This window comes from Palleronia pelagia, from assembly GCF_900110115.1.
Classification (GTDB): Bacteria; Pseudomonadota; Alphaproteobacteria; order Rhodobacterales; family Rhodobacteraceae; genus Palleronia; species Palleronia pelagia.
The window spans coordinates 419,053-440,906 of sequence record NZ_FOCM01000001.1 but is presented as its reverse complement, the minus strand read 5'-3'; the positions used below and the strand labels follow the sequence as shown (position 1 = coordinate 440,906).

The 21,854-nt window shown below is 69.0% G+C and carries 22 protein-coding genes and 1 pseudogene; 14 read left to right on the top strand and 9 right to left on the bottom strand.

Going from position 1 to position 21,854, the window contains the following annotated elements; all coding sequences use genetic code 11:
* Nucleotides 1-103 precede the first annotated feature (103 nt).
* The gene (locus BMX96_RS02215; protein WP_091843812.1) at nucleotides 104-1,243 is read right to left on the bottom strand and encodes a pyridoxal phosphate-dependent aminotransferase; all 1,140 of its coding nucleotides are present in this window, start codon (nucleotides 1,241-1,243) and stop codon (nucleotides 104-106) included.
* A gap of 158 nt (nucleotides 1,244-1,401) precedes the next feature.
* Between BMX96_RS02215 and BMX96_RS02210 the strand changes: the two genes are divergently transcribed.
* Nucleotides 1,402-2,139 carry a DsbA family protein gene (locus BMX96_RS02210; RefSeq protein WP_091844381.1) on the top strand — a complete coding sequence of 246 codons (738 nt, stop codon included), beginning with the start codon at nucleotides 1,402-1,404 and terminating at the stop codon, nucleotides 2,137-2,139.
* 6 nt (nucleotides 2,140-2,145) lie between these two features.
* Here the strand turns inward: BMX96_RS02210 and BMX96_RS02205 are convergent, their stop codons facing one another.
* Nucleotides 2,146-3,075: an isopenicillin N synthase family dioxygenase gene (locus BMX96_RS02205; RefSeq protein WP_091843809.1), complete on the bottom strand. Its 930-nt coding sequence runs from the start codon at nucleotides 3,073-3,075 to the stop codon at nucleotides 2,146-2,148.
* Nucleotides 3,076-3,182: 107 nt separating this feature from the next.
* Between BMX96_RS02205 and tpiA the strand changes: the two genes are divergently transcribed.
* Nucleotides 3,183-3,929 (top strand): triose-phosphate isomerase, encoded by a 747-nt coding sequence (tpiA, locus tag BMX96_RS02200; protein ID WP_091843806.1) that lies wholly within the window; start codon nucleotides 3,183-3,185, stop codon nucleotides 3,927-3,929.
* On the opposite strand, the gene BMX96_RS02195 is transcribed toward tpiA, so the two are convergent.
* Nucleotides 3,926-5,059 carry an FAD-dependent monooxygenase gene (locus BMX96_RS02195; RefSeq protein WP_091843804.1) on the bottom strand — a complete coding sequence of 378 codons (1,134 nt, stop codon included), beginning with the start codon at nucleotides 5,057-5,059 and terminating at the stop codon, nucleotides 3,926-3,928. The two genes, tpiA and BMX96_RS02195, sit on opposite strands and share 4 nt — an antisense overlap.
* Nucleotides 5,060-5,131: 72 nt before the next feature.
* Nucleotides 5,132-5,553: pseudogene (dksA, locus tag BMX96_RS02190) on the bottom strand (RNA polymerase-binding protein DksA).
* 178 nt (nucleotides 5,554-5,731) lie between these two features.
* On the opposite strand from dksA, the gene BMX96_RS02185 reads away from it, so the two are divergent.
* The 7 genes from BMX96_RS02185 (at nucleotide 5,732) to BMX96_RS02155 (ending at nucleotide 10,996) form a co-directional block, all read left to right on the top strand.
* A complete protein-coding gene (locus BMX96_RS02185; protein WP_073126339.1) occupies nucleotides 5,732-6,571 on the top strand; it encodes an AAA family ATPase in 840 nt (279 codons plus the stop codon).
* A gap of 76 nt (nucleotides 6,572-6,647) precedes the next feature.
* A complete protein-coding gene (locus BMX96_RS02180; RefSeq protein ID WP_091843801.1) occupies nucleotides 6,648-7,547 on the top strand; it encodes an AEC family transporter in 900 nt (299 codons plus the stop codon).
* Nucleotides 7,547-7,984 carry a GNAT family N-acetyltransferase gene (locus tag BMX96_RS02175; protein WP_091843798.1) on the top strand — a complete coding sequence of 146 codons (438 nt, stop codon included), beginning with the start codon at nucleotides 7,547-7,549 and terminating at the stop codon, nucleotides 7,982-7,984. Before BMX96_RS02180 ends, BMX96_RS02175 begins: the two co-directional genes overlap by 1 nt.
* A complete protein-coding gene (locus BMX96_RS02170) occupies nucleotides 7,981-9,357 on the top strand; it encodes a DUF2927 domain-containing protein (protein WP_236736927.1) in 1,377 nt (458 codons plus the stop codon). The genes BMX96_RS02175 and BMX96_RS02170 overlap by 4 nt, the downstream gene beginning before the upstream one ends.
* Nucleotides 9,354-9,518 carry a hypothetical protein gene (locus BMX96_RS19530; protein ID WP_091843791.1) on the top strand — a complete coding sequence of 55 codons (165 nt, stop codon included), beginning with the start codon at nucleotides 9,354-9,356 and terminating at the stop codon, nucleotides 9,516-9,518. The genes BMX96_RS02170 and BMX96_RS19530 overlap by 4 nt, the downstream gene beginning before the upstream one ends.
* Nucleotides 9,519-10,703 (top strand): vWA domain-containing protein, encoded by a 1,185-nt coding sequence (locus tag BMX96_RS02160; RefSeq protein ID WP_091843787.1) that lies wholly within the window; start codon nucleotides 9,519-9,521, stop codon nucleotides 10,701-10,703.
* Complete coding sequence (locus BMX96_RS02155; protein ID WP_407944645.1) at nucleotides 10,700-10,996, top strand: chorismate mutase; 297 nt, start codon at nucleotides 10,700-10,702, stop codon at nucleotides 10,994-10,996. The genes BMX96_RS02160 and BMX96_RS02155 overlap by 4 nt, the downstream gene beginning before the upstream one ends.
* A 546-nt stretch (nucleotides 10,997-11,542) precedes the next feature.
* Here the strand turns inward: BMX96_RS02155 and BMX96_RS02145 are convergent.
* Nucleotides 11,543-12,019, bottom strand: coding sequence for a MarR family winged helix-turn-helix transcriptional regulator (locus BMX96_RS02145; protein WP_091843784.1), 477 nt, complete (start codon nucleotides 12,017-12,019; stop codon nucleotides 11,543-11,545).
* A 186-nt stretch (nucleotides 12,020-12,205) separates the two neighbouring features.
* Between BMX96_RS02145 and BMX96_RS02140 the strand changes: the two genes are divergently transcribed.
* Both BMX96_RS02140 and BMX96_RS02135 read left to right on the top strand, forming a co-directional pair.
* Nucleotides 12,206-12,634: an OsmC family protein gene (locus tag BMX96_RS02140; RefSeq protein WP_091843781.1), complete on the top strand. Its 429-nt coding sequence runs from the start codon at nucleotides 12,206-12,208 to the stop codon at nucleotides 12,632-12,634.
* Between the two features lie 150 nt (nucleotides 12,635-12,784).
* Nucleotides 12,785-13,468 carry a M48 family metallopeptidase gene (locus BMX96_RS02135; RefSeq protein WP_091843779.1) on the top strand — a complete coding sequence of 228 codons (684 nt, stop codon included), beginning with the start codon at nucleotides 12,785-12,787 and terminating at the stop codon, nucleotides 13,466-13,468.
* Between the two features lie 103 nt (nucleotides 13,469-13,571).
* On the opposite strand, the gene BMX96_RS02130 is transcribed toward BMX96_RS02135, so the two are convergent.
* Nucleotides 13,572-14,123 (bottom strand): RSP_2648 family PIN domain-containing protein, encoded by a 552-nt coding sequence (locus tag BMX96_RS02130; RefSeq protein WP_091843776.1) that lies wholly within the window; start codon nucleotides 14,121-14,123, stop codon nucleotides 13,572-13,574.
* Nucleotides 14,120-15,331, bottom strand: a complete 1,212-nt coding sequence (locus BMX96_RS02125) for an RSP_2647 family RNA methyltransferase (RefSeq protein WP_091843774.1) — start codon at nucleotides 15,329-15,331, stop codon at nucleotides 14,120-14,122. The genes BMX96_RS02130 and BMX96_RS02125 overlap by 4 nt, the downstream gene beginning before the upstream one ends.
* A 110-nt stretch (nucleotides 15,332-15,441) precedes the next feature.
* Here BMX96_RS02125 and edd point away from each other — a divergent pair, with 110 nt between their 5' ends.
* Together edd and eda are read left to right on the top strand one after the other, a co-directional pair.
* Nucleotides 15,442-17,247 (top strand): phosphogluconate dehydratase, encoded by a 1,806-nt coding sequence (gene edd, locus BMX96_RS02120; RefSeq protein ID WP_091843771.1) that lies wholly within the window; start codon nucleotides 15,442-15,444, stop codon nucleotides 17,245-17,247.
* Nucleotides 17,248-17,272: 25 nt separating this feature from the next.
* Nucleotides 17,273-17,914 (top strand): bifunctional 4-hydroxy-2-oxoglutarate aldolase/2-dehydro-3-deoxy-phosphogluconate aldolase, encoded by a 642-nt coding sequence (gene eda, locus BMX96_RS02115; RefSeq protein WP_091843769.1) that lies wholly within the window; start codon nucleotides 17,273-17,275, stop codon nucleotides 17,912-17,914.
* A gap of 247 nt (nucleotides 17,915-18,161) precedes the next feature.
* On the opposite strand, the gene BMX96_RS02110 is transcribed toward eda, so the two are convergent.
* Entirely contained in the window at nucleotides 18,162-18,437 is a 276-nt protein-coding gene (locus BMX96_RS02110; protein ID WP_091843766.1) for a hypothetical protein, read from the bottom strand.
* Nucleotides 18,438-18,446: 9 nt separating this feature from the next.
* Nucleotides 18,447-21,218, bottom strand: coding sequence for a bifunctional [glutamine synthetase] adenylyltransferase/[glutamine synthetase]-adenylyl-L-tyrosine phosphorylase (locus tag BMX96_RS02105; RefSeq protein ID WP_091843763.1), 2,772 nt, complete (start codon nucleotides 21,216-21,218; stop codon nucleotides 18,447-18,449).
* Nucleotides 21,219-21,297: 79 nt separating this feature from the next.
* Here BMX96_RS02105 and BMX96_RS02100 point away from each other — a divergent pair, with 79 nt between their 5' ends.
* On the top strand, nucleotides 21,298-21,783 hold the full coding sequence (locus BMX96_RS02100) for a YbaK/EbsC family protein (protein ID WP_091843760.1): 486 nt from the start codon (nucleotides 21,298-21,300) through the stop codon (nucleotides 21,781-21,783).
* Nucleotides 21,784-21,854 lie beyond the last annotated feature (71 nt).

Here is a 21,854-nt window from a genome sequence, read left to right as displayed (position 1 = left end):
GTGCAATGACCATCTGTTGCCCCGATCCGCCTGTTTCGGAGGCTTTGCGCCCCTCTGACACTAGCCTAACGCGAAGGCTGGGGTCGGGGGAAGACGAAATCGCCTATCGATTGTGCCGCCATGCCTTCAGGCGCGACAGACCCTCGGTTATGTCCTCGGTGGATCCGGCGTAGGAAAAGCGCAGCATCCGCCCCCCGCGCCCCGGATCGAAATCCAGCCCCGGCGTCACGGAGACCCCGGCCTTGTCGAGGATCTCGGCCGACAGGGCCAGCGCGTCATCGGTCAGATCGGACACATCGGCGTAGATGTAGAACGCGCCGTCGGGCGGCGCGAAGGCGGTGAAGCCCGCCGCGCGCAGGCCGTCGACCATCAGCTGCCGGTTGGCTGCATACACCGATAGGTTGCGGTCCAGCTCGTCCCGACAGTCGAAGGCGGCCAGCGCGGCCACCTGGCTGGCATGGGGGGCGCAGATGAACAGGTTCTGGGCCAGACGCTCGATGATCCGCACGTGTTCCTCGGGGACGACCATCCAGCCCACGCGCCAGCCCGTCATCGAAAAATACTTCGAGAACGAATTGACCACGTGCACGTCGTTGGTGAGTTCCAGCGCCGAGACCGGACGCATGTCGTAGTCGATCCCGTGATAGATCTCGTCCGAGATGAAAGCGACATCGCGCGCGGCGCAGGCGTCCAACAGCGCGGCCAGAGCCGCACGGTCCAGCATGGTGCCCGTGGGGTTGCCCGGGCTCGCCACGATCAATCCGTCGGCCTTCGCGGGGATCTGGTCCGGCACCGGCTGGAAGCGGTCTTCCATCCGCGTCTCGATACCCAGCGGATCAAGGCTCAGCGCGCGCAGGATTTGGCGGTAGGACGGGTATCCCGGCAGCCCCAGCGCCACCTTGTCGCCCGCCTCGAACAGCGCGGTGAAGGACAGGATGAACGCGCCCGAGGCGCCCGCCGTCACCACCACGCGGCCCGGGTCGAGATCGACATCGTAGGTCTCGCCATAGTGGCGCGCGATCCGCTGGCGCAGCGCGGGCAGGCCCAGGCCGACGGTATAGCCCAGCGGCCCGGCCGCCATCGCGGCACTTAGGGCCGCACGGGCACCTTCGGGCGCGGGGGTGCCGGGCTGGCCTACCTCCATGTGGATGACGCGGTGGCCGGCCTCTTCGCGTGCGCGGGCCCGCTCCATCACGTCCATGACCAGGAATGGATCGACCGCGCCGCGTTTCGACACCCGCATGAAAGCTTCTCCTGTTTTCGGAATTCCGCCGCCTGACTGGCGCGAAGCCAAGGTGGCGTCAAGCCGCGCGGGCCTTTCACATTGGGGTCATGGCCGGTTGCGCCGGCGTCCCGATCTGCGAGTATGCGCGCGACAGTTTCAAGCGCCGGAGCCATGCCATGAAGACCCTCACCCTCGCCGCCATCCTTGCCCCCGCGCTGGCCCTGGGTCAGGGCGCGCTGGCCCAGCAGATGAGCGATGCCGAATTTGGCGAGCGGGTCCGCGCCTACCTGATGGAGAACCCGCAGGTCATCATGGAAGCGGTCGCCGCGCTCGAGGCGCAGGAGTCCGAGGCGCAGGCCGCGCAGGACAACCAGCTGGTGGCCGACAATGCCGATGCGCTGTTCCGGGCCGAAGGCGACTGGGTCGGCGGCAATCCCGAGGGCGACGTGACCGTGGTCGAGTTTCTCGATTACCGCTGCGGCTACTGCAAGCGCGCCCATCCCGAGGTGGCCGAGCTTCTGCAAAGCGACGGCAACATCCGCCTGATCGTGAAGGAATTCCCGATCCTGGGCGAGCAGTCGGTCCTCGCCTCGCGCTTCGCCATGGCGACGCTCGAGGTCGCGGGCAGCGAGGCCTATGGCGAGGTCAGCGATGCCCTGATGACCATGCGCGGCGAAATCACCGCCGACAGCCTGGGCGCTCTGGCCGATGAGCTGGAGCTGGACGGTTCCGCCATCATGGGCGCCATGGGCACGCCCGAGATCGACGCCAAGATCGCCGAGAATTATGCCCTGGCGCAGACCATGGGCATCTCGGGCACGCCCAGCTTCGTCTTCGGCGACCAGATGGTGCGCGGATACGTACCGCTGGACGCCATGCGCCAGATCGTGGCCGAGGAGCGGGACGAGGGCTGAACCGCCCTACCCCGTTCCGTTCGCCAAATGCAGATACGTCTCGTCATAGCGGCGGGACAGGTGATCGCCCGCCAGCACCGTCTTGCCGGAGCCCATGGGCGCGACGTTGGTGTCGTAGTTCGGGTTGAAGAACAGCGGGACCGAGATCCGCTCGGCCGCGGTGCCCACCACCCGATGCGGCGTGGCGCGAACGCGCCCGCCGGTCCACATCTCCAGCATCTCGCCGAAGTTGACGATGAACTCGCCCGGCGGCGCCTGTAGCGGGATCCAGCCGCCACCGCGCTTGCGCACCTCCAGCCCCGGCGTGCCGTCGGTGGCCAGCAGTGTCAGGCAGCCGTAATCGGTATGGGTGCCGATCCCGAAATCCTTCGCGGTCGCCCAGGCGGGCCGCTCGGGGTAGAAATTCCCGCGCAACAGCGCCATGGGCCGGTCGAACTTGTCGTCGAAGAAATCGTGCGGTGCGCGCAGGCTGCGCGCCAGCCCGCGCAACAGATCCAGCGCCACGCCCATGGACTGCGCGTAATACGCCTCCAGCGTTTCGCGAAACCCCGGCAGATCCTCGGGCCAGTGGTTCGGCGCGTAGTATTTCAGCCCGTGCCGCGCCAGCGGGTCGTCCGCCGCAAGCTCGAACCCCATGTCGAAAACCTGCTTGTAATCGGCGTTCGCGTTCGGATCCACGCGCTCGGCCCCCGGCGCGCCCCAACCCCGGTTCGATCCTGTCGCCGCCATGTCGATCCGGGCCTTGCGGGTGGCCGGCAGATGAAAGAAGGCCCGATAGGCCTCGATCACCGTGCGCACATCATCCCCGGACAGCGCCGTATTATGAACCGTCAGGAAGCCTGTCTCGGTCGCTGCGTGCGCCATGTCCTGCAGCAGCGCGGCATGAGACGGGTCGTCCGGGGCGATAAGGCGGGCAGCGTCGATACGGGGGATCATGCGGAACTCCTTCGGGCGGTGCTTTGCATATGGTGGTCTTTTGACCCGCACGCAAACACGCTAGCTTTTCGCGCAACGGACAGGAACCACAGCAGGAAGGATCCCCCATGGCCGATCGCCGCAAGCTTGCCGCCGGCAACTGGAAAATGAACGGCACCACCGCCGAGCTGTCGCAGATCGATGCACTGGTCGCCGCCCATGGCGACGCGGGCTGCGAGGTGCTGATCTGCCCGCCCGCCACGCTGATCGCGCCCATGGTCGCACGCGCGGGCGGCAAGATCGCCGTCGGCGGGCAGGATTGCCACGCCGCCGAGAAGGGCGCGCATACCGGCGACATCTCGGCCGGCATGCTGCGCGACGCGGGCGCGAGCCACGTGATCACCGGCCATTCCGAGCGCCGCGCCGACCACGGCGAAACCGACGTGGACGTGCGCGCCAAGACCGAGGCCGCAATCGGCGCGGGACTGGTCGCCATCGTTTGCGTGGGCGAGACGCTGGACGAACGCGAAGGCGGCCGGACGCTGGACGTGATCGACACCCAACTGGCCGGGTCTGTGCCCGATGGCGCCACCGGAGACACTGTCGTCATCGCCTACGAGCCCGTCTGGGCCATCGGCACCGGCAAGGTCCCCACCACCGAGCAGATCGCCGAGGTCCACGCGCACATGAATGCCCGGCTGAAAGAACGGTTCGGAGACGCGGGCGACGCGATCGCCCTGCTCTATGGCGGGTCGGTCAAGCCCTCGAACGCGGCCGAGATCTTCGCGGTGGACAAGGTCGACGGCGCCCTTGTGGGCGGCGCGTCGCTTAAGGCCGACGATTTCGGCGGGATCATCGCGGCGCTGGAGGGCTAGGCCCCGGCGGTCACGTCGTGGCCGTAGAGCCAGTCGAACCGGCCCAGCAGCAGGCCCGGCACCCGCCCTGCCACCCGCAGCGCCGCGTGGGCGGCCAATCGCGCGGGGCCACGCAGGTGGTAATTGCGGGCGTTCGCGTTTGCCGCGGCGATGGCGCGCGTCACCCGCGGTGCGCGCTGCTTCTGGTAGCCCGCCAACGCTGCCGCGCGGTCCGGCGCGGCCAGCGCCCCTGCCAGGCACCAAGCATCCTCCAGCGCGAGGTTCGCGCCCTGCGCCAGGAACGGCAGCGTCGGGTGCGCCGCGTCGCCCAGCAGCGCCATGGATCGCCCGTGCCAGCGCGGCGCCACGGGATGACGGAAAAGACCCCACAGGTGGCAGATCTCGACCCGCGCCAGCCAGTCCGGCACCGGCCCGCCGAACCCGGCGAAGGCGCGGCGCAGCGCGTCAGGGTCCCCAGGGATGTGCCAGCCTTCCTCGGCCCAGTCGGACCGTTCCTCGACCGCGACCAGGTTCAGCCGTCCACGGCCCAGCGGATAGGCCACGAGGTGCCGGCCCGGTCCCAGAAAGACCTGCGCGCGCGGCGGCGCCATGGCCGGGACGATGGCCCGCCACGCCACCTGCCCGGTGAAGAACGGCGCATCCGTCCCGTTCAGCGCGCCCCGAAGGACCGAGTTCAGACCATCCGCGCCGACGACGAACGGGTGCGATTCCATGCGATCGCCGAACGATAACCGGCACTCGACCCCATCCTCGGCCCCGGTGACGCGTTCGCCCAGCCGAAACGCAACACCGGCCTCCCGCGCGGCGCCCGCCAGCAGGTCGATCAGCGCGGCCCGGTGCACCATGTGATAGTCGCGCCCCGCCAGGTCCATGCGCGCGATGGGCCGCCCGCTGGGACCGTCGATCAGCGCCACGGCCTCGCTGGGGACAGACACGGCACCCAGCGCGTCGCCATGGCCCAGAGCCCGCAGCACGGCAAAGCCGTTCGGGCTGACCTGCACGCCGGCGCCGACCTCGGCGATCCGCGACGCGCGCTCGATCACCGTCGGCGCGAATCCGCGGCGGGCCAGCGCGATTGCGGCGGTCAGCCCGCCGATCCCGCCGCCCACGATGGTGATCGCCTCGCTCATATGCACTCTTCCCAAAGAAAAACCGGGGCGTGAGGGCCCCGGTTCATCAGTCGGCCCGTAATGGGCGCGGTCTCAGTCGTCGCGATGCACCTTCTCGCGCGCTCGTGCCGCTCCTGCGCTTCGAGGCTGAGCGTGGCGATGGGACGCGCGTCCAGCCGCTTGAGCGAGATGGGCTCGCCCGTGACCTCGCAATAGCCGTATTCGCCTTCGTCGATCCGGCGCAGTGCGGCGTCGATCTTGGCGACCAGCTTGCGCTGGCGATCGCGGGTGCGCAGTTCCAGCGCGCGGTCGGTTTCCTCGGAGGCGCGGTCGGCCACGTCGGGGATGTTGCGGGTGCCGTCCTGCAGCCCGTTGATGGTGCTGCGGCTTTCGTCCAGAAGATCGTTGCGCCACGCGATGAGCTTGCGACGGAAATACTCCGTCTGACGTGCGTTCATGAACGGCTCGTCGTCACTCGGCGTGTATTCGTCCGCAATGATTGTATCCAATTTCATCCCCGTTCTCCCCTACCGGGTGCGGGATGACCACCACCGCACCGCTTACCGTTGGCTACTCCTGCGGCGGGACTTATCCCATGGACAAATGCTTGTCACGCTTCATGTTGCATCGGTTGCGGCTTCTTTCTGCCACACCTATGGTCCGCGAAATTCTGGCATCCGGGACGCATCAGCAATGAAATTTGAATCGACCGACGGCTACGTTGCAACCGAAGACCTGACGCTGGCCGTGAACGCTGCCATCACCCTGGAACGCCCGCTTCTGGTAAAGGGCGAGCCGGGAACCGGCAAGACCGAACTCGCCCGACAGGTCAGCGCGGGGCTGGGCCTGCCGATGATCGAATGGCACGTCAAATCCACCACCCGCGCCCAGCAGGGCCTTTACGAATACGACGCCGTCAGCCGGTTGCGCGACAGCCAGCTCGGCGACGCGCGCGTGCACGACGTGCGCAACTACATCCGCCGCGGCAAGCTGTGGGAAGCGTTCGAGCGTGACGACCGCTGCGTGCTGCTGATCGACGAGATCGACAAGGCCGATATCGAGTTTCCCAACGACCTGCTGCAGGAACTCGACCGGATGGAGTTCCATGTCTACGAAACCGGCGAAACGGTGCGGGCGCGCCAGCGCCCCATCGTCATCATCACCTCCAACAACGAAAAGGAGCTGCCCGACGCTTTCCTGCGCCGCTGCTTCTTCCACTACATCCGCTTCCCGGACATGGAGACAATGAAGAAGATCGTCGAGGTGCATCATCCCGGCATCAAGTCGCAGCTGCTGACGGCCGCGCTGACGCAGTTCTACGAGCTGCGCGAGCAGCAGGGCCTCAAGAAGAAGCCCTCGACCTCCGAGGTGCTCGACTGGCTGAAGCTGCTGCTGGCCGAGGACCTGAGCGCCGAGGATCTGAAGCGCGACGGCGCCGCGGCCCTGCCGCGCCTGCACGGCGCGCTCCTGAAGAACGAGCAGGACGTCCACCTGTTCGAACGCCTGGCCTTCATGGCCCGCCGACAGGGATGATGCCGCCCGACGCGGCCTCTTCATCTTTCGGGAAATACCTCGGGGGTGCGGGGGCTGGCCCCCGCTGGTCCCGTCGATGATCCATATCCTCACCCACGACATCCTGCCGGTCTTCGCCATGCTGGCGCTGGGCTTCGCCATGGGGCGCGGCGGCGTGGTGGGCACGGTCGAGGCGCGGGCGGTCAACCGCGTGTCCTTCCTGGTCCTGCAGCCCGCGCTGATCTTCCCGCTCATGGCCGGCGCGGACCTGAGCGGCGTGGCGCCCCGCCCGCTCGCCGCCTACGCGCTGGGCGAGGTGCTGATGTTCGTGCTGGCCTTCACAATCGCGCGCCGCGTCTTCGGCCGCGACCTGCGCGAGGCCTGGCTGCTGGGCATGGCGACGATGTTCGTGAACTCGCTGCTCTATGTCTGGCCCATCACGGTGCTGATCTACGGCGCGGACGGCGTTCTGCCGGTCACGGCGGTGGTGCTGCTCGACACCGCGATCTTCTTCTCGTTCTTCATCCTGTCCATGGAGGTCATGGCGGGCGGCAAGGCCTGGAAGGCGACCCTGGGCCGAATCGCGCTGAACCCGGTGCTGCTGGCCATCGCCGTGGGCGCGCTGGTCAATGTGGGCGGCGTGCCCCTGCCCCAGCCGGTGCTGAACGCGCTGGCCTTCGCCGGTCCCGCCGCCGCGCCCATGACGCTGTTCGCCCTGGGGGTCATCCTGTCGGGCACCGCGCTGGCGCCCACCCCGGCCATCGCCGGCATCGCGGGGCTGAAGCTGCTGGGATTCCCGGCACTGGTCTTCGGGCTGGCGGCGCTGCTGGCGCCCGGGTCGGACTGGTCGGCGCAGATGGTGCTGACCGCCGCCGGGCCGTCGGGCGCCATGCCCTTCGCGCTGGCCTTGCTTTACGGCGTGCGCACCGACACCATCGCCCCGGTGATCGTCTGGACCTCGATCCTGTCCCTGTTCTCGCTCGCCTGGCTCGCCTGATGCATATCCGCCCCCCGACCCACGAAGACCGCCCTGCCTGGGACGCGCTATGGCGCGACTATCTTGCCTTCTACGAAACCACCTTGCCGCCCGAGATCTTCGAGGCGCAATGGGCGCGGCTGATGTCCGACGACGACACGACGATGCGCGGCCTGCTGCTCGAAGTCGACGGCGCGCCGCGCGGCCTTGTTCACTACCACTTCCACGTCCACGGCTGGAAGCTGACCCGCGTCTGTTACCTGCAGGACCTGTTCGTCAGTCCCGATCTGCGCGGCACCGGGGCGGGCCGCGCGCTGATCGAGGCCGTCTATGCCCGCGCCGATGCCCACGGCTGCCCGGATGTGTACTGGATGACGCAGGAGCACAACGACGTGGCGCGCCGGCTCTATGACCGCATTGGCAAATGCACGCCCTTCATCAAGTATCAAAGGGCATGATCATCCGCTCCCTCCTCGCATTGACGCTGTCGCTCGGGCTGACCGCCTGCGCCGCCGTCGACACGCGCCCCGCCGCCGCGCCGGAAGCCACGCGCGTGGCGCTGCCGCCGATGAAGGTCTTCGCGCGGCCGCGCGTGACCCGGCCCACCCGGTCCAACCGCGACATCGCGCAGGATTTCCTCGACCTGACCTTCCAGCTGGAATCGGGCCGCACCCTGCCCGTCTTCACCCGCTTCAGCGAGCCGGTGAGCCTGCGGGTGCTGGGCAACACCCCGTCGCTGGACCGGGACCTGGAGCGTCTGCTCGGGCGGTTGCGGGACGAGGCGCAGATCACCATCCGCCGCGTGCCCGCCGGGCAGCGCGCCAACGTCACCATCCAGACGATCCCGCGCACCCAGCTGCGCCGCGCCGTCCCCGAGGCGGCCTGCTTCGTGGTGCCCCGCGTGTCCAGCTGGGACGAATTCCGCGCCAATCGCCGCGGAGGCGTCACCGACTGGACCACCCTGACCGAGCGGCAGACGCTGGCGATCTTCATCCCCCGCGACGTGCCCCCGCAGGAGCTGCGCGATTGCCTGCACGAGGAACTGGCCCAGGCGCTGGGTCCGCTGAACGACCTTTACCGGCTGACCGATTCGGTCTTCAACGACGACAACTTCCACACCGTGCTGACCGGCTTCGACATGCTGATCCTGCGGGTCTACTACGCGCCCGAGCTTTCCAACGGCATGACCCGCGCGCAGGTGGCGGCACGGCTGCCCGGCATCCTGGCCCGGCTGAACCCGGCCGGCGAAGGCCGGGGCAGCCGGGGGCGGACCGCGACTAGCCGCGCCTGGATCGACCAGGTCGAACGCGCGCTGGGGCCGCGGGCGGGGCTCGACGCGCGGCGCGCGGCGGCCAAGCGCGCGGTGGCCATCGCGCGGGCCAGCGGGTGGAACGACAACCGCCTTGCCTTCTCGCTTTTCGCGCTCGGGCGCCTGTCGCTGGGGGCCGAGCCGGAGCTCGCCCTGGGCAGTTTCCTGCAAGCGGCCAGCATCTATGCCGCCGACCCGTCGACCCAGGTGCACGAGGCCCATATCGCCATGCAACTGGCCGCCTTCGCCCTGTCGGCCGGCCAGGCCGAACAGGCCCTGCGCATCGTGGACGCCAATACCGACGCCGTGATGGCGGCCGAGAACGCGGCGCTGCTGGCGACCCTGCTGCTGGTCAAGGCCGAGGCGCTGGAGCTTCTGGACCGCGACGCCGAGGCGGCCCGCCTCCGGCTTGAGGGTCTGGGCTGGGCGCGATACGGGTTCGGCTCGGACGACGAGGTGCGCCAGCGCCTGGCCGAGATCGTCGCCATATCGCCACGCAACCGCGAGGGACCACCCGCATGATCGTTTTGGCCGGAGTTCTCATCGGCATCGCCTGGGGCATCACCACGGCCCGCCGTCGCGGCGGCAACCGCAAGGACATGGCGCAATACGCCGCCGCCGCCGCCATTGCCGGCGCGCTTCTTGGACTGATCCTGACCATCATCCTGGAGAAGTCGATCTAGATGTTCCTGCCGTTCTTCCAGCAGCTGCGCAGCCACAAAGTGCCGGTCAGCCTGCGGGAATTCCTGGATTTCCTCGGGGTTCTGAAGACCGGCATCGTCACCTACGACGTGGACGGGTTCTATTACCTGGCGCGCACCGCGCTGGTGAAGAACGAAGCCCACCTGGACCGCTTCGACCAGGCCTTCGCCGCCGCCTTCAAGGGGATCGAGTCCATCCCGCCCGAAGCGGTGGTCGAGGCGATGGAACTGCCCGGCGACTGGCTGCGCAAGATGGCCGAGAAGCACCTGAGCCCCGAGGAGCGCGCCGAGATCGAGGCGTTGGGCGGCTTCGACAAGCTGATGGAGACCCTGCGCCAGCGCCTGAAGGAACAGGAAGGCCGGCACCAGGGCGGCAACAAGTGGATCGGCACCGCCGGCACCTCGCCCTTCGGCGCCTACGGCTACAATCCCGAGGGCGTGCGTATCGGCCAGCACGAAAGCCGCCATCGCCGCGCCGTGAAGGTCTGGGACCAGCGCGAGTTCCGCAATCTCGACGACGACCGCGAACTGGGCACCCGTAACATCAAGGTCGCCCTGAAGCGCCTGCGCCGCTGGGCGCGCGAGGGCGCGGCGGAAGAGCTCGACCTGCCCGGCACCATCCGCTCGACCGCGTCGCAGGGATACCTCGACGTCAAGACCCGGCCCGAGCGGCGCAATGCCGTGCGCGTGCTGCTGTTCCTGGACGTGGGCGGGTCCATGGACGACCACGTGCACGCGGTGTCGGACCTGTTCTCGGCCGCCAAGTCCGAGTTCCGGCATCTCGAGCAGTTCTATTTCCACAACTGCCTTTACGAGGGTGTCTGGCGCGACAACCGCCGCCGCTGGACCGAGCAGACCCCAACCTGGGACATCCTGCACCGCTATGGCCCGGAATGGCGCTGCATCTTCGTGGGCGACGCGTCGATGAGCCCCTACGAGGTCGCCTATCCCGGCGGCGCGAACGAGCACTGGAACCCCGAGTCGGGCGAGACCTGGCTGACCCGCGCCCGCGACCAGTGGCCCGCCCATCTCTGGATCAACCCGACGCCCGAGAAATACTGGGGCTATACCCAGTCGATCCAGATGATCCGGCAGATCTTCGGGCCCGAGCGGATGGTGCCCATGACCCTGCAGGGCCTGAGCCAGGGAATGAAGGCGCTGACGTGACCCGCACCCCCGCCGATAACTGCGCGACCATGGCCGAGCTGCGCACTCAGATCGACGCGCTGGACGCCGAGCTGATCGCGCTGCTGGCCGAGCGCGCGACCTATATCGACCGCGCCATCGCCCTGAAGCCCGGCGAAGGCATCAGGGCCCGGGCCGAGGACCGGGTGGCCGAGGTCGTGGCGAACGTGCGCGCGCTGGCCCAAGCGCGCGACCTGGACCCCGATCTGGCGGAACGCCTGTGGTCCGAACTGATCGAATGGTCCATCGCCCGCGAACGGCGCGAGATCGACTGACCGCGTTTCAGCAGGGCGCGAGACGCTCCCGCACGGCGCGGGCCTCGTCGCCGCTCAGCCGGTCGAACGGGTTCGCCCGTTATGTCAGCGGAACCAAGGCCACACCGTCGACCGACAGCAAGGTGCGGACAGGCAGGCCCACCGCGAGAGGCGCTTGCAGAAGCCCGCCGGTGACCCCGGCCGCGCCGCCCATGTATGGGACCGGTGCCGATCTGGCTTCTGAACACGCTCGCTGCCGAACCGCGGGCGCATAATCGCCGTCGGGATCAGCCCGGCGCAGGCGTTGGGCCTGATCGCCACGGCGGCGGTGGCCTTCCACGCTGTGGTGCTTGGGCTCATGGCGGACCTCTGCGACGATCGGCGCGAAATCGTACGATTGGACAGATCATCGTCCGGCTTATCGTGATTCTCGCGCGGCGCAGGATCACGTCACGCGAATTGGCGTCGCGGATCTGGATAGCCGAACGGAGCCTGTCGCTGCCGAAATCCGGCAAGGTGCGCGGCGTTCGGTTCGGGTGGCTGGCCCGCATGCGCGGAGTTGGAGTGTCAGCCCGCAAACCTGCTGGAAGTCGCATCTGCCTGAGCGTCAAGCGTGCGGCGCAGTTGGCCGAGCGTGGCTCGCAAATCGGCGATTTCGGCTTCGCTCATCCCCGTTGCGCGGCCCACGCATTCCGGCACGTGGGCTGTGCGCGCCGCCATGCCCTGCCCCGCGTCGGTCAGCGCGATCTCGACCCGGCGCTCGTCTTCGCGCGCGCGGGTGCGTGTCACGAGGCCCTGCGCCTCGAGCCGCTTCAGCAGGGGCGTCAGGGTCGACGTCTCCATCCCCGTGCGCCGGCCGATCCCGCCCACGGCCAGCGGCGCAGCGTCCCACAGGACGGACATGACCACGTATTGCGGATAGGTCAGGCCCAGCGGCGCCAGAAGCGGCTTGTAGACACGACCGAATGCCTGATGCGCCGCTTGCACGTCGAAACACAGCATATCTTCGGGGGTAAGGTAGTGTTCAGGAACATTCTCGATCATCCTGTTACACTATATCGTGTGCGATCTTGTCGCAAGAAAGTCAAATCCGATGTGAATTTACATCGGCCACGACAGGATCGTGTGCAATGATTCCAAGTAATGGGCCCGCTCGCTGGAACGAAGGCCCGGGTGTCGCGTTTCCGAAGCCGACACACACCGTCCGTTAGATCGGACGAAGGAGGCAAGATGATCAAGAAGCACGGATCCGCGAACTGGAAAGGTGGACTGAAGGACGGGACCGGCACGGTTTCGACCCAGACCAAGGTGCTGGACGCCCAGAATTACGGCTTCAACTCGCGCTTTGAAGACGGCACGAACACCAACCCAGAAGAGCTGATCGGCGCCGCCCATGCCGCGTGCTATTCCATGGCGCTTTCGATGATCCTCGGCCAGCACGACCTGACGGCTGACAACATCGACACGAAGGCCACCGTCAGCCTGGAAGAGGTCGAGGGCGGTTTCGCCATCACCAAGATCCACCTGGACGTGACGGCGAGCGTTCCCGGCGCCACGCAGGAACAGTTCGACACCGCAACCAACGCCGCCAAGGAAGGCTGCCCGGTGTCCAAGGTGCTGGCCGGTGCCGAAATCACGATGGACGCCAAGATGGCCTGACAAGGTTCTTCACGAGTATCTGGAGTATGCAGGCGCCGGCCCCGGACAGGGCCGGCGTTACCTGTTTCCATAGGGCGCGGACGCGGCCAAGCGCCGCGCGGGGGTGTCCGAACGATTGCAAGCAAGCGCGCCACGCACCATCTTCGATACATGTTGAAATTCACCCCGATCCTGCTGGCCATCCTCTATGCGCTGGCGATGTACCGCTTCTCGGTCTGGCGCACATCGAAGGAGCTGGATTCCAAATCGACCGAGTTGGCCGATCCGACCCTGCGCAAGCTGACCGACCGGATGGCGCAGGCGCTCGATCTCGAGCGGATCAAGGTGCATATCTACGAGATCGACCCGGTGAACGGTCTTGCCGCGCCCGATGGCCGCATCTTCATCACGCGGGGCTTCTACAACAAGTATCGCGCCGGCGAAGTCACGGGCGAGGAAATGTCCTCGGTGATCGCGCACGAGCTGGGCCACGTGGCCCTCGGCCATTCGCGGCGGCGCATGATCGACTTCTCGGGCCAGAACGCGCTGCGCACCGCGCTGGCCATGATCCTGGGGCGGTTCATCCCCGGGATCGGGGTGATGATCGCCAACGCCTTGGCCTCGCTTCTCGCCGCGGGCCTGTCGCGCAGCGATGAATACGAGGCCGACGCCTACGCCTCGGCCCTTCTGATCAAGTCGGGGATCGGCACCGCGGGGCAGAAATCGCTGTTCGCGAAGCTCGACGCGTTGACCGGGTCCACCGGCCGCGCGCCCGCCTGGCTGATGAGTCACCCGAAGACGGCCGACCGGGTCGCCGCCATCGAGGCGAACGAGGCGAAGTGGTTGCGGGTCTGACCGCGCTAGTCCGGCGTGGCGGCGGCGGGACCGGTCGGCAGGAGTATTTTTCGACCAGTGATGCAGGCGGGCCGTGCGAGGCCCGATCGTTGCGCGAAGGTGCCTAGGACGCGGGGGGCGCCAGCCGCTTGCCCAGCCGGGGCAGACGCGCGCGCTTCATCAGGGCGCGCAGGTCCAGCGTCTCGCCCGACAAGCGCTCGGCGGTCGCGTGGACGCGGCCGACCACCCCGGCGACCGCGTCGGGATCCCGGTCGTGCAGGCGCCGGGCGAGCTGGTCGGGATCCACCCGCTCGATCCCCTCTTCGGCCAGCGCGGCGCGCGGGAAATCCTGCGCGTTGAAGGTGCAGATCAGGTCGGCGGACCCGGCGATGGCGGCGGCCAGAACGTGGATATCGTTCGGGTCCGGCAGGTGCAGCCGCGCCATGTCGCCCGCGCGGGGGCTGACGCCGGCGCGCGGGAAGGCCTGGCGCAACATCGCGATCTCGCCCCGCGCCACGTCCTCGGCCCCCGGGCCGAGCTTGACCGTGGCGCGGGCCCATTCCTCGAGAATGCGGTCCGACCAGATCGGCGTGTACAGCCCCGCCGCCGCCCAGCCCGTCAGGCATTCCCGCAGGACGGTGGGAAACAGCACGCAGGCGTCGAGACAGACCCTCACAGCCGGAAGAACAGGGCCTTGAGATAGCCCGTCTCGGCCAGCTGCGGCAGCTGCGGGTGATCCGGCCCGGCAAAGCCCGTGTGGATCAGCTGCGCCGCCCGACCGGCCCGCCCGATGCCGCGCACGCTGGCGCCGCGGAACGCGGCAAGGTCCGCGGCGTGCGAGCACGAGCACAGCCCCAGGTAGCCCCCCGGCGCCACCAGCGGCGCGGCCAGGCGCGCCACCCGTTCGTAGGCGCGCAACCCCGCCTCGCGCGCGGATTTCGACGGCGCGAAAGCGGGCGGGTCGCAGATGACGGTGTCGAACTGCACCCCCTCCTCGGCCAGCGCTTCGAGCGTCGCGAAGGCGTCGCCCTGGCGCGTGGCGAAACGGTCGCCGTGGCCCGAGGCCGCCGCGCCCGCCGCGGCAAGCTCCAGCGCCGGGGCCGAGCCGTCGACGGCCAAAGCGCTTTCGGCGCCCGCGGCGAGGCAGGCCAGACCGAAGCCGCCCACGTGGCTGAACACGTCCAGCACCCGGCCGCCCCGGGCCAGACCGGCGGCGAAGCGGTGATTGTCACGCTGGTCGAAGAACAGCCCGGTCTTCTGGCCGCCCATGATGTCGGCCATGTAGGTCGCCCCGTTCATGGGCACCGGGATCGGCGCCCCGGGCGCCTCGCCCAGGATAACCTTCGTCACATCGTCCAACCCCTCGCGCGCGCGGCCCCGGCTGGCGGCGTTCTTCACGATGCAGGTCGCGCCGGCGGTGGCACGCAGCGCCTCGGTCAGCGGATCCAGCAACGCCTCGGCCCAAGCGGCGTTGGGCTGCACCACCAGCGTGTCGCCGAAGCGGTCGACCACCACGCCCGGCAGGCCGTCCGCTTCGGCGTGGATCAGGCGGTAGAACGGCGCATCGTAGAGCCGGTCGCGATGGGCGAGCGCGCGGCGCACCTTGCCCGCCAGCCAGTCGCCGTCGATCCGGGCATCCGCATCACGGTCGAGCATCCGGGCGATGATCTGCGAGCCGGGGCTGAGCGCCACGAGCCCCAGGTCGGCGCGGTCGGCATCCTGCAGACGGGCGATGGTCCCGGCCGGCAGCTTGCCGGTGCGGCGGTCGACGACCAGCTCGTTGGCGTAAACCCACGGAAAGCCATGGCGGATCGCGCGGGCGTTGGCCTTGGGGCGCAGGCGGATGATGGGCGGATCGATGGCGCTGTTCATGGCATCGGCCATAGGCGATGGGCCGGGGCTTGGAAAGCGGGCGCATTCCATGATAGCGCTATCTGGAATGCTGTTGAGCCGTCGCCCCGACGGACGCACAGTGCCGACAGAGGAGGATTCCCATGCCCCTGAACGCCACCATCGCAGACGTCACCGCCCGCATCGTCGAACGCTCGAAGGACAGCCGGTCGACCTATCTCGACCGCATGGCCCGCGCCGCCGAGGAAGGCCCCCGCCGCGCGCACCTGACCTGCGGCAACCAAGCCCACGCGTACGCAGGCGCGGGACAGGACCAGGACAGGCTCGCCACCGAGAACCAGCCCAATATCGGGATCATCACCGCCTACAACGACATGCTGTCGGCCCACCAGCCGTTCGAGCGGTTCCCCGACCTGATCCGCACGGCGGCGCGCAACTTCGGCGCCACGGCGCAGGTCGCGGGCGGGGTCCCGGCCATGTGCGACGGGATCACCCAGGGCCAGGTCGGGATGGAGCTTTCGCTGTTCTCGCGCGATGTCATCGCGCTCGCCACCGGCGTGGGGCTGTCGCACAATTGCTACGACTCGGCGTTGTACCTGGGCGTGTGCGACAAGATCGTGCCGGGCCTTGTCATCGGCGCGGCGACCTTCGGCTACATCCCCGCGATTTTCCTGCCCGCCGGCCCGATGACCAGCGGGCTCCCCAACGACGAGAAGGCGAAGGTGCGCCAACAATTCGCTGCCGGCGAAGTCGGTCGTGACAAGCTGATGGAGGCCGAGATGGCGTCCTATCACGGGCCGGGCACCTGCACCTTCTACGGCACCGCCAATTCCAACCAGATGCTGATGGAGTTCATGGGGCTGCACCTGCCCGGCGCCAGCTTCGTGAACCCCAACACGCCGCTGCGCGACGCGCTGACCGTCGCCGGGGTCGAACGGGCGACGCAGATCACCCAGATGGGCAACGACTATCGCCCCGCGGGCCAGGTGCTGGACGAAAAGGCCTTCGTGAACGGGATCGTCGGGCTGATGGCCACGGGCGGGTCTACCAACCTGCTCATTCACCTGCCGGCCATGGCGCGGGCGGCGGGCGTGCAGCTCGACCTGCAGGATTTCGCCGACATTTCGTCCGCCGTGCCGCTGATGGCGAAGGTCTATCCCAATGGCCTTGCCGACGTGAACCACTTCCACGCGGCGGGCGGCCTGACCTACATGATCGGCGAGTTGATCGACGGGGGCCTGCTACACGACGACACGCTCACGGTGATGGGCGACGGGCTGAAGGATTACGTGAAAGAGCCGAAGCTGAAGGACGACCGCATCGTCTGGGAAGATGCCGACCGCACGACCCATAACGACAAGATCCTGCGCCCCGTGTCGGACCCGTTCCAGCCCACGGGCGGCATGGCGGATCTGAAGGGCAACCTCGGCCGCGGCGCGATGAAGATCTCCGCCGTGAAATCTGACTATCACGTGATCGAGGCGCCCTGCCGGATCTTCGAGAACCAGGAACAGGTCAAGGCCGCGTGCCGCGCGGGCGAGATCACGGAAGACACGGTGGTCGTCGTCCGCTTCCAGGGGCCGCGCGCCAATGGCATGCCCGAATTGCACTCGCTGACCCCCCTGCTGGCGAACCTGCAGGACAAGGGGCTCAAGGTCGCCCTGGTCACCGATGGCCGCATGTCGGGGGCCAGCGGCAAGGTGCCCGCCTGCATCCACGTCTCGCCCGAGGCGGCGCTCGGCGGCCCGCTCGCGCGGCTGCGCGACGGCGACGTCGTGCGGGTGGATGCGACCAACGGTACGCTCGACGTGCTGGACGTGGATCTCGACAGCCGCGACGTCGCCACGGCGGATCTGAGCGACAACGGCCATGGCGTCGGCCGCGAGCTGTTCGAGGTCTTCCGCCAGAACGTGGGCCTGGCCAGCCAGGGCGCAGGTACCGTCGTTTGAGACAGGACAATCAGGAGAGCAGAGCATGAACCCCAGCCAAGCCTCGGCCCAGGCCGAACAGATTTGCCGCCTGGCCCCGGTGATCCCGGTGCTGGTGGTCCACGACCCCGCCCACGCCGCGCCGCTCGCCCGCGCGCTGGTGGCGGGCGGCCTTCCGGCGTTGGAGGTCACCCTGCGCACCCCCGCCGCGCTGGAGGTGATCGCCGAGATGGCCACGGTCGAGGGCGGCACTGTCGGCGCGGGCACGCTGCTCACCCCGGCGGACGTTTCGGCGGCGGTCAAGGCCGGGGCGCGCTTCGGCGTCTCGCCCGGCTCGACCGCCAAGCTGCTGGATGCGGCCGAGGAGGCCGAGCTGCCCATGCTGCCGGGCGCCGCGACCTCGACCGAGGCGATGGCACTGCTCGAGCGGGGCTACACCGTGCAGAAATTCTTCCCCGCCGAGGCAAGCGGCGGGGCGCCCGCGCTGAAGGCCATCGGGGCGCCGCTGCCGCAGATCCGGTTCTGCCCCACGGGCGGCGTCAGCCTGAAGAACGCGCCGGGTTACCTTGGCCTGTCCAACACGCTCTGCGTGGGCGGCTCTTGGGTCGCGCCGCAGGACAAGGTCGAGGCGGGCGACTGGGACGGAATCACCGAGCTGGCCCGCGAGGCCGCCGCGCTGGCGCGCTGATCGCCCCCGTAAGCGCGAAAGGTTCGGTCGGACCGCCGGTTGCGGCCCTCCGGCAGAAGTATTTGAAGACCAGTGATGCCAAAGTCCGCGCGTCCTGCATCACTGGTCTTCCAAGTATCTGGTCCAGACGGATACAGCAGGCGCGACTTCGGCGTCTTGGAACATCGCCCGAGGATGGCGCCGTCCCTCCACATCACTGGTCCGGAAATACTCACGGCGAAGCGCTCGCCACGGGTAGGACGCTGGATCAGTTCGACAGCCGCCCGGCCCGCCCGCCCCGGCGCCGGGGCGCGGGCGGCGTATTGAGCCCCTCGCGCAGGACCGTTTGCATGGGGTGGTCGCGGGGTGCGCCCTGGTGGCGTGACAGAAGCGCGCGGATCGCGCGTTCGGGCGGCATGTCGTCCGGCAGCGACAGGGCCCAGTCCATCAGGATCGACCGGCATTCCGGCGGGCTGATGCCCTCGATCGCGAAGGATTCGCGAATCAGGCCCTTGGGGTCCATGGGGTCGGTGTCGCGGCGCATGCCCAAGTCTTATTCCGCCCAGCCCGCAAGGCAATCCTCGATGAGGCGTGCGGCGCTGTCCTGCAACCTCACCAGCTCGTGCCCCGCCTCCGGGCGGCTGTCCTGCCCCAGCGCACGCAGGATCAGCGCCTCGCCGGAACTGCCGGTGGTTTCGGCATCCGGCGCGCCGGGGCCCAGCAGCCTTGCCGCCATGCGAAAGGCCGACAGGGTGGCGTGGGCGGCCAGCAGGGCGTCCGCCGGGTCGCGCTGAATCAGCCCTGCGGCGCGGCCCGCCTGCACCTGTCCCGCCACGTCGCGACCGGCAGCGCCCGACAACAGACCAAGCGCCGTTGCCAGCAGCTCGATATCCTGCAACCCGCCGGGGCCGTCCTTTGCCTCCCACGCCGCGCGGGGGCGGGCGTCGTGCAGGCGGCGGCGCATTTCGGACACGTCGCGCGCGACATCCTCCCGGGCGTGGTCCTGTGCCAGCACCGCGTCGCGCACCCCATCGACCGCGCGGCACAGGGGCTCGGGGCCCGCCAGTGGTGTGGCGCGGGTCAGGGCCAGGTGCTCCCACGTCCAGGCCTCGTCGCGCTGGTAATTGCGGAAGGACGCCAGCGACACGGCCACCGGCCCCTGCCGCCCCGAGGGCCGCAGCCGCATGTCGACCTCGTAAAGCCGCCCCTGCGCCATGGGCGCCTGCAGCGCGGTGACCAGCGCCTGGGTAAGCCGCGTGTAGTAGACGCGGGCGCCCAGCGGGCGCCGCCCGTCCGAGGACTCCTGCCCGTCGGCGTCGTAGATCACGATCAGGTCCAGGTCCGAGCGCGCGTTCAGCGCCCCGGCCCCCACCGACCCCATGCCCAGCACCATGGCGCCGCGTCCCGGCGGCGCGCCGTGGCGGGTCGCAAAATCGGCGATCACCACGGGCCAGATCTGCGCCACGACCGCGCGGGCGAGGTCGGTATACTGCCGCTGCGCCTCGGCCCCATCGATGAGACCGCGCAGGTGATGCACCCCCACCCGGAAATGCCAATCGCGCGCCCAGGCCCGCGCGGCGTCGAGCCGTTCTTCGTAATCATCGGCCTCGGTCAGCGCGCGGGCCAGAGCGGTTTCCAGCGCGGCCTGCCCTGGCCAGTCCGCGAAAAACGCCCCGCCGATCACCGCGTCGAGCACCGAGGAGTTCTGCGACAGATACCCCGCAAGGTCGGGCGTCGTGCCGGCGATGTCGGCGATCAGGTCGATCAGCTGCGGGTTGGCCTCGAAGAGCGAGAACAGCTGCACGCCGGCCGGCAGGCCCCGCAGGAAATCGTCGAACCGCGCCAGCGCCTGGTCGGGCCGTGCGCTGCCCAGCAGGCGGCGCAGCAGCGCCGGCTTGATCCGGTCGAAGATGTCCAGCGCGCGTTCCGAGCGCAGGGCCGGCAGACCGCGCCAGGCCTCCATCATCTCTTCCTGCTGCGCGCTCAGCTCGGGCATCTGCGCCACGGCGCGGTCGTCGCCGGCAAAGAAGCCCTCGGTCAGCTCGGACACGCGGTGCAGCCGGTCGCGCAGCTCGCCCCGCAAGTCGTCCACGTCGCGGTCCATCATCGCGGCCAGGCGGTGAAAGCCCTCGTCGCTATCGGGCAGCGCGTGGGTCTGCGCGTCGGCGACCATCTGGAGCCGGTGTTCGACCGTGCGGTGGAAGCGGTAGTGCCCGGTCAACTCGTCCGCGATCTCGGACGGGATCCAGCCCGCGTCGACCAGCCGCGCCAATCCTTCCAGCGTGCCGCGCACGCGCAGCGATGGATCGCGGCCCCCCGCGATGATCTGCCGAGTCTGGGTGAAGAACTCGATCTCGCGGATCCCGCCACGGCCCAGCTTCATGTCGTGCCCGGGCAGCGTGATCGGCCCGCCCAGCCCCTTGTGGTCGCGGATGCGCAGGCGCATATCGTGGGCGTCCTGAATCGCGGCGAAGTCCAGGTGCCGCCGCCACACGAAGGGGCGCAGCCGGTCTAGATACCCCTGCCCCGCGACGAGATCGCCCGCGCAGGGACGCGCCTTGATATGGGCCGCCCGCTCCCAGGTGCGGCCGAGCGACTCGTAGTACCGCTCGGCCCGCGACATGGCCATGGCCACGGGCGTAACGCTGGGATCGGGGCGCAGCCGCAGGTCGGTGCGAAAGACGTACCCTTCGGCGGTTTGCTCGCTCAGCAGCTTGCAGGCGGCGCGGGTGGCCCGGACGAAGCCCGCCTGCGCGTCTGGGATGTCGTCGCGCGCGAAACGGTCGTCGTCGAACAGAACGATCAGGTCGATATCGCTGGAATAGTTCAGCTCGAACGCGCCCTGCTTGCCCATGGCCAGCGCCGTGAGCCCGCCCGCAGTCTCGACATCCGCCTCCATCAAGCCGGGCAGCTTGCCCCGGTCGACCAGGCGGGCGACCTCGCTGCTGAGCGCCAGGTGCGTTGCCCGATCGGCCATGCGCGTGAGCGCGCCGGTCACGTCCTCGAGGCTCCAGATCCCGCCGAGATCAGCGAGCGCGGCGATCAGCGCCACCCGCCGCTTGGCCACCCGCAACGCGACGGACAGGTCACCGTCGATGGCGGCCAGCGTCTGGTCGAGCGCGGCCTCGGGGCTGTCCGCCAGCGTCGCGCGCAGCCACTCGGCCTCGCGCGTCATCAGCCCCCAAAGGTACGGGCTGCAGCCCGCCGTGCCGGACAGAAGGTCCCGCAGCACCGGCGCCTGGTCGTCGAACAGCGCCGCGGCCTCGGCGGCTCGGTCGGTGTCGTAGGGGCGGGGCTGTCGGGACAGGCGGCTGGCGAAATCCATGGGGCGACCGTGACGCTGCCCGGCCGGAATGGTCAAGCACCCTTGCGGCCCATGCGGCCTGCTGGCACCACTTGGCGCCATGAGCAAAAGCCTGAAACGCGTGATGCGCGCACTGTCCGATGCCGGTCTCGACGTCACCCCGACCGAGGCCACGACCCAGACCCGCACCGCGGCCGAGGCCGCCGCCGCGCTGGGGGTCGAAACCGACCAAATCGGCAAATCCATCATCTTCCGCGCCGAGGACAGCGACCGGGCCGTCCTGTTCCTGACCGCGGGCGGCAACAGGGTGGATCCGGACCGCGCCGCTGCCCTGGTGGGCGAGCCGCTGGGCAAGGCCGATGCGGCGCTGATCCGGGCGCAGACGGGCTTCGCCATCGGCGGGGTCGCGCCCGTGGGCCACCTGTCGCCCTGCCCGGCCTTCTTGGACCGCCGGTTGCTCGATTTCGACGTGATCTGGTGCGCCGCCGGCACCCCGCGGCATAATTTCCCCATCGCATCGGGTGTCCTGGTCGAGAAATTCGGACTGCAAGTGGCTGATTTCGCGGGTCCTTCGCCGCAAATGTAAATTCTTTTCACATCGGCCCTTGCAGGGTCGAGCCCGGATGCGCATCTGGAGTGATGTGAAAGGAATTTACA